Source organism: Rhodococcus sp. MH15 (assembly GCF_019266045.1).
In the GTDB taxonomy this organism is placed as follows: Bacteria; Actinomycetota; Actinomycetes; order Mycobacteriales; family Mycobacteriaceae; genus Rhodococcus_F; species Rhodococcus_F qingshengii.
The window spans coordinates 1-13,783 of the sequence record NZ_LPNP01000039.1 but is presented as its reverse complement, the minus strand read 5'-3'; the positions used below and the strand labels follow the sequence as shown (position 1 = coordinate 13,783).

Below are 13,783 nucleotides of genomic sequence, written 5' to 3'. Positions count from 1 at the left end.
GCGCTGTTCCACAAGGGCAAGCTCCTCGAACGACCCGTCGAGATCACCCCGGAACCGTCACCGGACACGCCGGTATCCGAGGTCGCCTGACACACCTTAATCCACAGAATTTGACGATTCCTCTCGTCGATTTCATGCGCAGCACAGCCGGGCGCGTACTGCGCATCGTCGTGGGTATCGCCCTCATCACGCTCGCCTTCTCCGTCGGTGGTGCCGTCGGCATTCTGGCAGGAGTGATCGGGGCAGTCTTCGTCCTCACCGGAGTAGTCAACGTGTGTCTGCTCGGCCCGTTGTTCTCCGTGGAACTGCGAGGACGGCCCAAGGCATCCTGAGGAGGAGGACTCGATCTCGGGACCGCCGACCTCAGAAATGGGGTATCACCTTGAATGCGGTGTATCCGTCGGTGTCCGCGGCGAGCGCAACACCGTTGGGTGTCATCGCTACCGGAGCCTCGCCCAGTGATGTGCCTGTCACGCGGCCGGTGACCGCATCGATAGCGGTCACGGCCGAACCAGAAGCACCGTAGACGATTCCGCCGACGAGCGTGAAACGATCGGCACCGGGAAACTGATCGGCTGTGAAACCTCGGTTGCCGTATCGCGGAAAAAGAACGGCGATTCCGTCGTCGCCGAGGTCCCCGGTGGTGATCATCGTCGATCCGCTACCCGCATCGGCTGTCACCGCCATCGGGGTCCGAGCACCACTGACCCAACGGATCCCGGCGTCCGAGAGGCGATAGACCGCTTGGATCGGTTCAGGGCGGGTAGGGACCGTCCATGCCACGACGACGGAACTACCAGCCGATTGGACGAACCGTGCGCTACCGGCGAGTGCGGCGGGCGGTGGTGCCACTGTCTCGGTCGACCATGCCGTGTTGCCAGTATCGACAGTCACGATTTCTGCGGTATCACCATCGCGGACGACCGCGTAACCCCCGGATTCGGACACTGCCCCACTCAGATAGGTGGTGTGCCCGTCGGCGGCAGATATCGCGGCCTCCGGCGGGGCGGATTCGCTACTGCATCCGGCATCGATCAGCAGCCCGGTCCCGGTCAGGCACCCGGCGCTACCGACCGGGCCCCACACGACCTCGCCTGTTCGGGTGTCGCGAGCGGTGAGGGAGGCAGCGTGCCCGGAGTCAGAGGGGTCGACGTCTTCCGTGATCAGTAGTTCGCGATCGTGGGCAGTGGTGACCGCGAACTGCGTGCGGTTCTTCGGTACGTCGACCTCGAACCGCGATGAGCCTGTGTCGCTGACGACCTGCACCGTTGCCGAATCGGATGACGGTGCCGTGTCGAGGACTCCGACGAATCCGTCATCGACGACATGGGGTCTCGAGACGAAGGGCACCGACCACAGTGGGCTGTCGCCGAAGCCGGGCGGCGACAGCAGCTGCGACGACGACGGGTTCTCCACCACTCCGGTGATCGACCCGTGTGCGCTCACGAGCGAGGACGCATCACATGCGCAGAGCATCAACACCGCGCATGCTCCACCCGCCGCACTCACCAACCGAATACGGCACATGCGCATCTAGGTAGAGGAGCTTTCGCCACTGAGTGCCATGATGGCCGCGTGCAGCAGCGCTGTGGCTTCGTCGGCGACATCCGCGAGTCCGGGCGCGTCGGACAGTCCGACCATCACTTGCGGGTTCATCGCTTCGACGATCGTGCTTCCCCCGTCAGCGCGGACAATGACGTTGCACGGTAAAAGCAGTCCTACCTGGCGGTCGGTGTCGATCGCAGATTTCGCCAGCCGGGGATTGCAGGCACCGAGAATGACATAGCGCTCGATGTCGGCATCGATCTTCGCCTTCAGGGTGGATTGCATGTCGATTTCGGTCAGGATTCCGAATCCCTGCTCCGAGAGAGCTTCACGGGTCGCGTCCACGGTTTCCGCGAAGGGCATGTCCAGTCGAATACTGATCGCAAGTTCGGTCATGATGTTCGATTCTCCATCGTCGGAATTGTCCTTGTCTGCCTCAAGAAATGTCGAGTACGGCACGAGCCGACAAGTCGGCTCACACCGCGCAGGACCCTGCGGAGCAGTCTCGCCGACGCCACCGAAAAGCTACGGCTGCAGCCAGCATCGTCAGTGATACTCCAGCAAGGATCGGTTGAATCGGCGCCCACAGCCCCAACGCACCCGAGGTGCCGAGCGCCAGCAGTACGAGCTTGTTGCACACCGGGCATCCGACCGCGAAGAAAGTCAGCGCGACACCGAGTGCGGCCGGGGTACCGGTTCGCTCGACCTGTCTGGGCTTGTCGATGCCGAACCATACCGCGGTCAGGACAGCAGATGCCAGCAGCACCGGCAGTTCCCACGCGCGGACCGGAACTTCTCGTCCGAACATCGGGGTGTCGATAATGTCGGTCGGAATACCCACGACCAGCACGGTGGCGATCCCGGCAAGCGTTCCACGTAGAACACGCAGCCCCCACCGCCTGTAGAGACCGGCCTCGGTGAGCGCTCGACCGTCGGGATCGACGTCAGGGCGTTCGGAGATGGCAGGCTCAGGCATCGGATGGGTCTCCTACAGTTCGTAGTTGTGTGAGTGACACTACTCTGCAAGAGTATACCCGCAAGGGTATAGCTGTCAGTATTCGTGACTACCGAAAGGTATTGCATGACTTCGTCATCACGATCCACCCGCCGTCGAGACACCTGGCTTCTCGGGATCGCGGTACTGGTCGCCGCCGTCCTCGTCGGCGTTCTGGTGGTCGGAATGCACGACAGTGACGAACCCGAGGCGACGGCGGGAGCGACTTCCAGCGCGGAACCGGAGGTGGGCACGACACCTGCAACCGGCCCGCTGGGCGATCTCTCGCGTCGCACCGTCGACGATCCGATGGCCATCGGTGCCGTCGACGCGCCGGTGGTGATGATCGCCTTCTCGGACTTCCGCTGCCCGTTCTGCGCCCAGTTCAGTCGCGAGACCGAACCGCAGTTGATCGACCGCTACGTCGACGAGGGCACCTTGCGTATCGAATGGCGCGATCTGCCGATCTTCGGGCAACAGTCCTTCGATGCCGCCCGCGCGGGCCGAGCAGCCGCGGCTCAGGACAAGTTCTGGGAATTCACCAACGCCGTGTACGCCGGTGCGCCCGAGACCGGTCATGCCGACCTGACGATCGAGGCGCTCGAAGCCTATGCACAGCAAGCCGGCGTCCCGGACCTCGAGCGTTTCACCACCGAAGCCACCGGAACGAGTTTCGACTCCGCGATCACCAGCGATTCCGACGAGGCACAGTCGTTGGGTATACCGGCCACACCGGCGTTCTCGGTGAACGGCGATCCGGTACTGGGGGCGCAACCGCTGTCGACCTTCGTCGATCTGATCGATACCGCCGCCGGAGCGTAGGCCGCCGAATGTCTCAGATCGGACTTCTCGGAGCATTTCTCGGCGGACTGCTGGCCTTGCTCAGCCCCTGCTCGGCGTTGCTGCTGCCCTCGTTCTTCGCCTACGCATTCGACGGGGCGGGCAAGCTCGCCGGCCGCACAGGAGTGTTCTACCTCGGACTTGCCACGGTTCTGGTTCCCCTCGGAGCCGGAGTCGGCGCCCTCGGCTCGGCGATCACCCGGTACCGCGAGATCACCACCATGATCGGCGGACTGATCATCATCGGACTCGGGGTGATGATCATCGTCGGTCGCGGATTCGCGCTGGGATCGGCTCAGCGAGCGGCCGCCCGCATCGACGCGTCGTCTGTCGGGTCGGTGTTCGCACTCGGTGCGGTGTACGGGCTCGCCGGATTCTGCTCCGGACCGCTACTCGGCGCAGTCCTGACCGTCGCAGTGGCCGGTGGACAGGCGGTGTACGGCGGAATTCTGATGGCCCTTTACGCCGCGGGCATGGTGGTCCCGCTGTTCGTACTCGCGCTTGTGTGGGACCGTTTATCGTTGGGCTCACGAACCTGGTTGCGCGGCAAAGAGATCAGCATAGGACCGTTGAAGACGCACACCACGTCGCTGATATCGGGGCTGATCTTCATCGGAATCGGCGTTCTCTTCCTGCTCACGGAAGGAACCGCCAACCTCGGCGGCGTCATGGGCGTCGACAGTCAGTATTCGCTGCAGGTGTGGATCAGCGAGGTCGCAGATTCGGTGTCCAACGTGGCTGTCCTGCTCGCCGGAGTGCTGGTGATCATCGCGATCCTGGCGGTCCGGATCGTACGTGGTCGCAGCACCGCAGACATCGAGTCGGAGAATCACGAGTAGAGCTGCGACCAGCCGTCCCGCTGCCGTTGGGCGAGATGCAGGACGGCAGCCGGGATCACGTCGACTCCCATCAACAGGTCGTCATCGCCGAGTCCTCGGCCGTTCAGACTGTTTCGGCACGCTGTGACGGTGATCGCTGCCGAGTCGATCAGTGTGCGCATCTCCACGGAGACATCCGAGCACCCCAAGGCGGCATCGAGGCCTGCCCCGAAGCACACGACTTCGATCGCCACGGGTTCGGATGCAGCAGCACGAAGATTGTGGATTGCCGACACGACGACTGTAGGTGTGGTGTTCACCGCGAACACCACGCGCAGCGGTTCTGTGTGGTCGCTCATTCGCGGACTCGGTCCATCAGGCTGCGGTGGGGTGAGCCGGACCACGGTTGGGCATGCAGCAAAATGTCGATGGCATGGCTATCACCCTGCGGCCGTACGAGATGCGATAGCTCACGAACCCGCAGTCCGCTTGCTGCCCGGGCGAGATCGTAGATATCGGGCAGTATCGATGGGTCCGGTGGACCGCCCACACCGCGAGTGAAATTCTCGAGCGCATGTCCGAGATACAGCAGCCTCCCCCCCCGGTGCAAGCCAGGTTGCCGCGCTGGCGATGACCGCAACGAGCTCGTCGACCGGAAGATGCAGGAATCCGATGGCAACCAGATCCACCGGCCCGCTCGGTTCCCAGGTTCTGGCGTCGGCAACGCTGTACCTGATCGATTTATCGGACCCGCCGCTCATGGCGAGTTCGATTGCCACCGAGGAGAAATCGACCGCATCGACCGCCCAACCGGAGTCGGCCAACCATCGGGCGTGTCGGCCGTCCCCGCAGCCCAGATCGACCGCGCGCCCGGGTGTCAGTTCGGCGAATCTCGCGGACAGAGCAGCCGCCGGTGCAGATCCCCAGGGATGTTCGACACTGCTGTAGCGCGCGTCCCATGCCGATGATGAATCCACTGCGGACTCCTGTCTGTGTCGTGGGGCCGCTCGCATCGGAACGGCATCGACCTCACTGTACCCCCGGGGGTACATGACGTGATTCTGCCTCGAGATCCAGGCGAGGACCGCAGGAATGTTACTTGTCCTACCACGGCGGTCAGTCCGATCGTGGCAGTCGCGTCCTCGGTGCTGGCGATCGCTCCGAGCGCGCCCGGGCCTGGAATTCGCACTGAACGTCAACGCCGCCCTCCCTGTCGGGTGGCATTACGGAGCATCCCGCTCGGGACGGAGAGGTTTACTGCTGTGCGATTTTGGACTGTTTCAGCAAGATGATCGTGGGTCGTTCCTTTTCCTCGACTGCTGATACGGCGCCGGTCAACAATGCGGTAAACATGGCCGCGCAGGAACGGATCCGTTGGGAGGCAACGATCTTGCATGACAATCATGGTCCGCAGTTCACGTCGTGGGGGTTCGGTGAGAATCTGCGGAGGTGGGGGTTGCTCGAGTCTTTCGGGACGGTCGGTGATTGCTTCGATAATGCTGTCATGGAGGCATTCTGGGGACGTTTGCAGACGGAATTGCTGAACACGAAGAAGCGGTCGACCACGCTGGAGTTGACGGCAGCCATGGCCGATCATATCGACAATTTTCATAATGCCGAACGGCGCCACAGCTATCTCGGCAACCTCAGCCCGATGGAGTATGAGAAGCTCTGGGCAGACATCCAACCGTATCCTCAGCTCTCATAACATTGGTGCACTATTGGGGGCACGGATCAAATCAGAGAATCAATGCGTGTGAATACGGCTGGCAGGGCTTCGAGGAGGCTGTGGAATTCGTTCATGTTCAAGCATTCGTCACGGACACGGTTGTTGAAGGATTCGATGTACCCGTTTTCCATGGCTGACCGGGTGGAACGTAGCCGATACCGACCTGATCTTCGCAGAACGTCCTCGGCGCTTCGGAGATGAACTCCGGGCCGTTGTCGCACCGAAGTATCTGTGGCGGTGCGCCCCAGAATGCGAACGCTTTCTTCAGCGCTGCGACGAGATCCTCTGCCGGGATGGATCGCTCGACGATGTTCAGTACCGACTGACGCGTATGCTTGTCCACCATTTACGCGATCTTGAACTTCCGCCCGTCCGTCGTCGAATCGAACTAGAAGTCGATCGCCCACAACACCTTCGGCGCCTCTGCCTCGGTGATCGGGGTGGTCGAGGCGCCGGCACGTTTCCGGATCTTGCGGACTTTCACCCGCAGCCCTTCCTCACGCCAAAGCCGTTGAACCTTCTTCTTGTTGATGACCCAGCCGGCTCGGTGGGCAGGACCAGGTTCTTAACCACCGATGACCCCGAGGAGGGATGGTCGTGGGTTCGCGACGAAATTGACTCTGGTCGACCGAGTCTGGTCTGGGGCGACTTGACTCGCGGGCTCGGGCCAGGTCTTCGATGTCGTTCCCGCAGACCGTGGTCGACGAACGACAACAGGGGGTGGAATCCGAATCCTTGTTTGTAGGTCGGTGCCGCGTTCGCTTTTCCGAATGTGCGGTGGCGAGGGTGGCGTCGAGGTCAATCACGATCGGGTTCTGGGCGGTGATGTCGGTGATCGGGCGCGCGCTCGCCGGTGTCTGGTACTAGCAGCTGGTTTCAGGTGGCGAAGTCAGCCCAGAACACCTATTGAAGTCCAGCTTGCCGAACCTGCAGAATGCGATGCGCCTCAACGAGATCAAACAGGCGTGGGGAGGCGTCGGCGCCGGACCCGGGCAATGGTGGTCAGGGGGCTGGCAACGGAAGCCCAGATCGCTTCCAGTTTGTCCGGCGCACGGGGTGCTTCGCGGACAATCAGGCAGCGACCACGACAGGTCCGCGTCTTGCGCTTCTTTCGGTCGCGTCAGCGGTCCGGCGGGCGCGTTGACGATTTCTCCGGCCCGTCGTCCCCGAGCGCAAAGGTGAGGCGGTCGAATAGTTGCTGGGCGGTGCCGGGGGTGCCGTGTCGAGCGAAGTGCTCGATCGACACGGCGATGAAGACCGCGTTCGCGGTGAACAATGCTGTGCCGTCATCGGCGGTGGCGGTTGCCTCGAGGTGTAGTTTGCGGCCGTCGATCTCCCGGATGTGGGCCCGGATGCGCAGGGGCCGGTGCAGTGGGACGGGGGCGAGGTAGTCGACGGTGAGGTTTCGGGTCACCGCCGGGGTGCGGGCGATCCAGAGGGTGAAGCCGAACAGGTCGTCGCAGGCGGTGGCCACCGCCCCACCGTGCGCGAGGCCTGGCGCACCGATGTGACGTTCGTCGAACGTCACATCGGTGTAGACCTCTTCGCCGGAACGGAACACCTCTAGTTGCAGGCCGGCGGGATTGTCCGGCCCGCACCCCATGCAGGTCGGCGAGTGCGGCGGTAGCGGTAGCTGGGTCATGGGTGTCCCTTCTCGATGGTGTTGGCTAGCGGCGGGCGCGGGATCGACTGCACTGGCCCGGTTCAGCCGGTTTCTTCGATGTGTCCGTGTCCAGGGGTCGGGGACTCCGGCCGGGCGCCCAGAACAGCAGGATCGCCGCACCGGCCGCCGCGATGAGTGCGAGGACGATCGCGGACTGCTCGGCGCCGTGCAGGAACGCGGACTTGGCGAAGTCCGCAAGCTGCTCGCCGACCGGTCCGGCCCGGTCGGCGACCTCCAGGGCACCGGCGAGTGAGTCCGAGACTGGCCCCCGCGCGTCGGGAGGGAGTCGCTCGATCGCCGGTGCGATGTTGTGGCTGTAGCCGGCGGCCAGGACACTGCCGGCGACAGCGATGCCGATCGCCGCACCGATCTCGCGCGTGGCGTCGTTGACCGCCGCGGCGACGCCGTGCTTTTCGATCGGTGTGTCCGCCACGATGGCCGCCGTCGCCGGCGCCGCGGTCAGACCCAGTCCCGCGCTCATGATCAGCGTCGGCCACATCACGTCGAGGTAGGTGGAGTCCAGATCCAACCGGCTGATGAAGTAGAACCCCACCGCTATGGCGAGCAGACCGGTCACCGTCACCAACCGCAACCCCAGCCGGGTCGCCATCCACGGCGAGATCGCCGAGAGGAGCACCAGCGGCACCATCATCGGTGCCAAGGCCAGTGCCGAACCCAGCGGACTGTATCCAAAGATCAACTGCAGGTATTGCACCAGGACGAGGAACACACCGAACGTCACCAGGAACTGGATCGTGATGGAGAACGATCCGCTCCCGAAACCCCGACTGGTGAAGAACCGCACATCGAGCAACGGATGATCCGCGCGCAACTCCCACACTACGAACACCAGCGTGGCCACCAGACCCAGACCAAATCCGACGACCACCACCGGATCCGACCAACCACGCACTGGGACCTCGATGATGGCCAACACCACCAGTCCGATCGCGAGTACCACCGCGACCGACCCGATCACATCCATCCGCGGCGGATTCTCCTGGCGGGATTCGGGAATGGTGAAGGCACACAACAGCAGAAACACCCCCGTCCCGGTTAGACCGACGAAGATCGACTGCCACGACCAGTAGTCGAGCAGCACTCCCGACCCGAGAATCCCCAGCAGGCCCCCGGACCCGGCGACCCCCGCCCAGATCCCGACCGCCCGCCCGCTCTGTTCCTCGGGGAATCCCGCGGTCAGGACCGACAGCGTGGACGGCATCACGAACGCTGCCCCCAACCCGGCCGCGGCACGCGCCGCAATCAACCACCAGGGGGTCGATACGAACAGAGGCACCGCCGAGGCCAGCGAGAAGAGCGCTAACCCCACGATCAGCACCGCCCGCCGACCGTAACGGTCACCCAGCGCACCGGCGGGCAACACCAGACACGCCAACACCAGCGTGTACCCATCGACGACCCAGGTCAGCTGGGTTTGAGTGGCCCCGGTCGCCACCGCAATGTCCGGAAGCGCGGTATACAGAGCCGCCATCGACGCGACCACCAACGCCACCGACAAGCACGAGACCACCAACGTCCACTTCTGCGCCCGCGACAGCAGCACCCGATCGCCCGAAGCCATACGCCACCTCCACATATCGATACGGCTGGTATCGATTCGCTACTATCAGTAGCACAATGAGGCTGGAGAGGATAGTGTCTGCGCCTGATTGAAGGGCACAATGACGAGGTGAGCGAGAAAATGATCATCCAAAACCTGGTCGACAACGAGGACCGGCTCGTGGATCCACGGAAGGCGCGTTCACGCGCACGACTGCTCGACGCCGCAACATCCTTGCTCTCGACCGGCGGAATCGATGCCGTCACGATCGACGCGGTCACCAAAGCGTCCAAGGTCGCGCGGACCACCCTTTACCGGCACTTCACCGACAGCACCCAACTCTTGGCCGCGGCGTTCGAACGTCTGCTGCCCCCTGTCACCGCACCGGCCTCGTCCGGAACGATCCGTGAACAGTTGATCGAACTGCTGGACCGTCAGGCCAAGCTCATCGAGGAAGCCCCTGCCCAACTGACGATGCTGGGATGGCTTGCCCTCGGGTCCGTCCAACCCGAGACCGCCGGGGCGGCATCCCATCCCGAAGAGGACCGGAACCCGGTCAGTTCCCTGCGCGCGCGGGTGGTCAACCAGTACCGCGAACCGTTCGACCAGATCCTGGGCGGCCCCCAAGCCCAGCAAGAGCTCGGTGACTTCGACACCGCCCTTGCCCTGACCCAACTCGTCGGACCCATCATCTTCACCCGACTCACCGGACTCCCGCCGACAGGATCCACTGAACGGCAACAACTCGTCGACGACTTTCTCGCTGCACGATCCGCGCACGCGCGGTGACGTGACCTCACGCTGGCCCTGGCCTTACCTGCAAACTCACTGGCCAGCGGCAAAAGCGGATCAGAACACCATCAATCACACATACTGGGTGTGCCGTTGGGGTGGGACTGTCTCTAATCGGTGTTTCGGCCCGAGACGCTGAGTGAATGCTCAGCGAGGAGGTGCCGAGATGACGACACTGGAAGATGCGGGCGAAGAAGAGGGCCGAGCCCTCCTCGGAAGCCGCGGAGCTGGTCAGGTTGGCGAAGGAGCAGGGTCTATCGCTGGCCGGCCCGGACGGTCTGCTCAAGCAGTTCACCAAAACCGTCCTGGAAACCGCGTTGAACGAGGAGATGACCGAGCATCTCGGGCACGACAAGAACCAAGCCCCGCCCGATCGGGAGTCGACGAACATCCGCAACGGGACTCGGTCGAAAACGGTGTTGACCGTGGCGACCGGGCATGTTCCGATCGAGGTCCCTCGTGATCGGGAAGGGACGTTCGAGCCGCAGATCGTCAAGAAGCGTCAACGACGCCTCAATGGGGTCGACGAGATCGTGTTGTCGCCCAACGCCAAAGGATTAACGACCGGTGAGATCTCCGCTCGCTTCGCCGAAATCTACGGCGCATCTGTCTCAGAAGAAACCATCTCACGGATCACCGACAAGGTGATCGAGGAGGTGCAGGACTGGTCTGCCCGACCACTCGACGAGGTATACGCAGCGATCTTCATCGACGCAATCGTCGTCAAAGTCCACGACGGGCAGGTAGCGAACCGGCCTATTTACGCCGCGATCGGCGTCAGTCTCGACGGGCACCGCGACGTGCTCGGATTGTGGGCGGGAACCGGCGGTGAGGGCGCGAAATTCTGGATGTCCGTGCTGACGGGCATCCCCAACAGGGGCACCCGGGACGTGTTCTTCTTGGTCTGCGACGGATTGAAAGGTCTACCGGAGGTCGTCGAGAATGTGTGGCCGGCGGCCACTGTCCAAACGTGTGTAATCCATTTGATCCGCAATGTGCGCCGTGAGGCGCCTGATTCACCGATCGGAGGTGGGAAACCTTCGTCGCCGGGCCGTCGTAGCGGTTCGGTGGAGCTGGGAGCAGCCCCGACAAAGCCGGGACGTACTAGTACTGCCAGATGGTGCGGGCTCGGCAAGCGAGACGAGAGGGTGTACGCGAGGAATCAGCGTTTGACGCCTCGTTAACAAGAACCGGCTCGAATCTGGCGGATGTGGGCCGGGATGCGGTGCGCGTCATCATTGTTGCGGTGATGGCGCCCGTCTGCACCGAAGCCGTCGGTGTGGGCAGGTCGGGAGGAAAGTCTGCGGCGTACTCCCGTCGACCGCCGGGGTATAGCTGGGCACCGGACTCGTCGAGCGGTGACAGGTGAACACGGGAACCGTCTCGGTCCCACCACATTTCCCGCGCATCCAGTGCGGGCGGTCGGGTTGGGTCCGCTGTCGGCCGATCGGGCCGGGGCGGGGCGGAGTCGTCGTAGTAGTCGGAGGCCGGGAAAGCCGGTCACAGGGCGAAGGGCGGCAGCAAGTGAAGCAGAATGGGAGTTGTCATGCCGGAAGAGGCGCCGGTGAATATCGGTGCACTGCTGGAACGTCCGTACACGGTGCGTCAGCGGGTACTGGGGATTCAGACCAAACTGCACAGTTGGGCGGCGGCCGATCCTGGTCGTTGTTTCGATGATCTGTTCAATCTCGTGGTGGACCCAGGGTTCCTCGTCATGGCGTGGACGCGGGTCCGGGAGAACAAGGGCGCCAAGACGGCTGGGATCGACGGGGCCACCGCGTGGTCGGTCGAGAACAGCGAGCGCGGCGTGGCCGGTTTCCTGACCGAACTGCGGACCTCGTTGAAGGACCGCTCGTTTCGTCCGGTGCCGGTACGGACGGTGTCGATTCCCAAGGCGAACGGCAAACGTCGCCGCCTGGGCATCCCCACTCTTCGTGACCGCGTCGTGCAGGCGTCGTTGAAGCTGGTGTTGGAGCCGATTCTGGAGGCCGATTTCGACCCGTCCAGTTACGGGTTCCGCCCGGAACGTCGATGTCAGGACGCCATCGAGGAAATCCGGTTCTACGCCGCACGCGGCTACGAGCAGGTCTTCGAGGGCGATATCGCGGCATGTTTCGACGAAATTTCGCACCCGGCCCTGATGGACAGGTTGCGGCTTCGTGTGACTGACCGACGAATCCTGCTGTTGGTCAAGGCGTTTCTGAAAGCGGGGCTGTTGGACGAGCTGAACGAGGTCCGCGACACCACCACCGGCACTCCCCAGGGTGGGATTTTGTCCCCGCTGCTGGCCAACCTCGCTTTGTCGGTCCTCGATGAGCACTTCCGGGAAAGATGGCGGGCCATGGGCAACCAGACCCAACGCTGGCGTGCCACCCGCCGAGGCGCCGCGACCTACCGAACCGTCCGCTATGCAGACGATTTCGTGGTCATGGTGTTCGGCACCCGGCAGCAAGCCGAGGATCTCTACGGCGAGATCGAGACCGTGCTTGCGACGGTCGGGCTCCGTCTGGCGCCCGAAAAGACGCAAGTGGTCGGGATCGACGAGGGCTTCGATTTTCTCGGTTTCCGCATCCAGCGGCACCGACAGAAAGGAAGCGACCGGAAACTGATCTACACCTATCCGTCGAAGAAATCGATGAACACCATTCGGCGTAAGGTCACGACAGCGACCGGCAGACAGACCACCAGCTTGCCCGCGAAAGATATGTTCCGACTTCTGGGACAGATCACTCGCGGCTGGGCGTTCTATTTCCGGCACGGCGCGTCGGCCCATGCGTTCGGCCTGCTCAACCACCACCTGTGGTGGCGGGTCTGGCGTTGGCTACGCAAGAAACATCCGAACCGGAAGGCGTACTGGATCATTCGCCACTACTATGGCTCCGGCCGATGGTGGCCGGAAGCGGGTGGGATCACGTTATTTCAACCCGCGACGGTGACGATCAAACGCTACCGATACCGCGGGGCGCGTATCCCCAACCCGTGGCTGATCCACGCTCAGAAGACAGGACCGACAACCCTTGCGGAGAGCCCGGTGCGGTGAGAATCGCACGCCGGGTTCGGCGGGCGGCCCGAGGAAACGGACCGGGAGCAATCCCGATACCGCGCCTCGGGTCGACCCCACACGTTTCAGTTGTCGTCGCGGCAGCATTGGGCTGCGCTCAAACATGATCTCAAGTCGATCTTTCGCTGCCCCGACTGAGGCCGCCGCGAGTGCGGCGTTCGAGGATCTCGCTGACCGTTGGGGCAAGCAGTATCCGGCGATCATCCGATTGTGGAACAACGCCTGGCAGGAGTTCATCCCGTTCCTGGATTACGACACCGAGATACGGCGAGTGCTGTGCTCTACCAATGCGATTGAGTCTTTGAATGCCGGATGCCGGCGGGCTGTCAAGGCTCGTGGGCATTTTCCCACCGAGGCTGCTGCGCTCAAGTGCTTCGATCTGGTGACGCGGTCACTGGACCCGACAGGCAAGGGCCAGGCACGATGGATTACGAGGTGGAAGCCTGCTCTGAACGCGTTTGCGATCACGTTCGCCGATCGGTGGCCGGGATCGGAAACCTACTGATGGAAACCGGCCGAAACACCGTTAGCGAGATAGACCCCGGCATTGATCGCAGGTGCAGTCAACGACTGGTCTGTGGTGGTGATGGCTCTTGTCCTCGTGCCGTTCGTAGTCATCGTGCGGTGGCCGAATACGCCCTCCGGCGTTGTCTTCGGGGAGGAATCGTCAAATTCTGTGGATTAAGGTGTGTCAGGCGACCTCGGATACCGGCGTGTCCGGTGACGGTTCCGGGGTGATCTCGACGGGTCGTTCGAGGAGCTTGCCCTTGTGGAACAGCG

The 13,783-nt window shown here is 63.2% G+C and carries 15 protein-coding genes and 4 pseudogenes; 9 read left to right on the top strand and 10 right to left on the bottom strand.

Annotated features, from left to right (window positions below; genetic code table 11):
- Positions 1–134 precede the first annotated feature (134 nt).
- Positions 135–332, top strand: a complete 198-nt coding sequence (locus tag ATN37_RS00770; protein WP_031332288.1) for a DUF2892 domain-containing protein — start codon at positions 135–137, stop codon at positions 330–332.
- Positions 333–363: 31 nt separating this feature from the next.
- On the opposite strand, the gene ATN37_RS00765 is transcribed toward ATN37_RS00770, so the two are convergent.
- From ATN37_RS00765 to ATN37_RS00755, 3 genes are all read right to left on the bottom strand, one after another.
- Complete coding sequence (locus ATN37_RS00765) at positions 364–1,446, bottom strand: hypothetical protein (protein WP_230587725.1); 1,083 nt, start codon at positions 1,444–1,446, stop codon at positions 364–366.
- Between the two features lie 87 nt (positions 1,447–1,533).
- Positions 1,534–1,941, bottom strand: coding sequence for a DUF302 domain-containing protein (locus tag ATN37_RS00760; RefSeq protein WP_011331567.1), 408 nt, complete (start codon positions 1,939–1,941; stop codon positions 1,534–1,536).
- 79 nt (positions 1,942–2,020) lie between these two features.
- Positions 2,021–2,521 carry a hypothetical protein gene (locus tag ATN37_RS00755; RefSeq protein ID WP_011331566.1) on the bottom strand — a complete coding sequence of 167 codons (501 nt, stop codon included), beginning with the start codon at positions 2,519–2,521 and terminating at the stop codon, positions 2,021–2,023.
- Between the two features lie 105 nt (positions 2,522–2,626).
- On the opposite strand from ATN37_RS00755, the gene ATN37_RS00750 reads away from it, so the two are divergent.
- Entirely contained in the window at positions 2,627–3,361 is a 735-nt protein-coding gene (locus tag ATN37_RS00750) for a thioredoxin domain-containing protein (protein ID WP_021334628.1), read from the top strand.
- A gap of 8 nt (positions 3,362–3,369) precedes the next feature.
- Positions 3,370–4,218: a cytochrome c biogenesis CcdA family protein gene (locus ATN37_RS00745; protein ID WP_011331564.1), complete on the top strand. Its 849-nt coding sequence runs from the start codon at positions 3,370–3,372 to the stop codon at positions 4,216–4,218.
- Here ATN37_RS00745 and ATN37_RS00740 read toward each other — a convergent pair.
- Both ATN37_RS00740 and ATN37_RS00735 read right to left on the bottom strand, forming a co-directional pair.
- Entirely contained in the window at positions 4,209–4,556 is a 348-nt protein-coding gene (locus ATN37_RS00740) for a DsrE family protein (protein ID WP_021334627.1), read from the bottom strand. The genes ATN37_RS00745 and ATN37_RS00740 overlap by 10 nt on opposite strands.
- 111 nt (positions 4,557–4,667) lie before the next feature.
- Positions 4,668–5,174: a bifunctional 2-polyprenyl-6-hydroxyphenol methylase/3-demethylubiquinol 3-O-methyltransferase UbiG gene (locus ATN37_RS00735; protein WP_021334626.1), complete on the bottom strand. Its 507-nt coding sequence runs from the start codon at positions 5,172–5,174 to the stop codon at positions 4,668–4,670.
- Positions 5,175–5,407: 233 nt separating this feature from the next.
- Here ATN37_RS00735 and ATN37_RS00730 point away from each other — a divergent pair, with 233 nt between their 5' ends.
- Positions 5,408–5,905, top strand: coding sequence for an IS3 family transposase (locus tag ATN37_RS00730; protein ID WP_134771777.1), 498 nt, complete (start codon positions 5,408–5,410; stop codon positions 5,903–5,905).
- A gap of 26 nt (positions 5,906–5,931) precedes the next feature.
- Here ATN37_RS00730 and ATN37_RS33055 read toward each other — a convergent pair whose 3' ends face one another.
- Positions 5,932–6,057, bottom strand: coding sequence for an integrase core domain-containing protein (locus tag ATN37_RS33055; protein WP_011331560.1), 126 nt, complete (start codon positions 6,055–6,057; stop codon positions 5,932–5,934).
- On the bottom strand, positions 6,003–6,272 hold the full coding sequence (locus tag ATN37_RS00725; RefSeq protein ID WP_021334624.1) for a DDE-type integrase/transposase/recombinase: 270 nt from the start codon (positions 6,270–6,272) through the stop codon (positions 6,003–6,005). Before ATN37_RS00725 ends, ATN37_RS33055 begins: the two co-directional genes overlap by 55 nt.
- 188 nt (positions 6,273–6,460) lie before the next feature.
- On the opposite strand from ATN37_RS00725, the pseudogene ATN37_RS32225 reads away from it, so the two are divergent.
- Positions 6,461–6,578, top strand: a pseudogene (locus tag ATN37_RS32225) (PRTRC system protein E); the annotation flags it as partial.
- Positions 6,579–6,619: 41 nt separating this feature from the next.
- On the opposite strand, the pseudogene ATN37_RS00715 reads toward ATN37_RS32225, so the two are convergent.
- From ATN37_RS00715 to ATN37_RS00705, 3 genes and pseudogenes are all read right to left on the bottom strand, one after another.
- A pseudogene (locus ATN37_RS00715) lies at positions 6,620–6,778 on the bottom strand (transposase); the annotation flags it as partial.
- Between the two features lie 268 nt (positions 6,779–7,046).
- Positions 7,047–7,568, bottom strand: a complete 522-nt coding sequence (locus ATN37_RS00710) for a PaaI family thioesterase (RefSeq protein WP_021334621.1) — start codon at positions 7,566–7,568, stop codon at positions 7,047–7,049.
- Between the two features lie 25 nt (positions 7,569–7,593).
- On the bottom strand, positions 7,594–9,171 hold the full coding sequence (locus ATN37_RS00705; protein WP_021334620.1) for an MFS transporter: 1,578 nt from the start codon (positions 9,169–9,171) through the stop codon (positions 7,594–7,596).
- A 120-nt stretch (positions 9,172–9,291) separates the two neighbouring features.
- Here ATN37_RS00705 and ATN37_RS00700 point away from each other — a divergent pair, with 120 nt between their 5' ends.
- The 4 genes and pseudogenes from ATN37_RS00700 to ATN37_RS00685 all read left to right on the top strand — a co-directional run.
- Positions 9,292–9,939 carry a TetR/AcrR family transcriptional regulator gene (locus tag ATN37_RS00700; protein ID WP_021334619.1) on the top strand — a complete coding sequence of 216 codons (648 nt, stop codon included), beginning with the start codon at positions 9,292–9,294 and terminating at the stop codon, positions 9,937–9,939.
- A 185-nt stretch (positions 9,940–10,124) separates the two neighbouring features.
- A pseudogene (locus ATN37_RS00695) lies at positions 10,125–10,952 on the top strand (IS256 family transposase); the annotation flags it as partial.
- A 536-nt stretch (positions 10,953–11,488) separates the two neighbouring features.
- A complete protein-coding gene (gene ltrA / locus ATN37_RS00690) occupies positions 11,489–12,982 on the top strand; it encodes a group II intron reverse transcriptase/maturase (RefSeq protein WP_080656780.1) in 1,494 nt (497 codons plus the stop codon).
- A gap of 78 nt (positions 12,983–13,060) precedes the next feature.
- Positions 13,061–13,508, top strand: a pseudogene (locus ATN37_RS00685) (transposase); the annotation flags it as partial.
- Positions 13,509–13,783 lie beyond the last annotated feature (275 nt).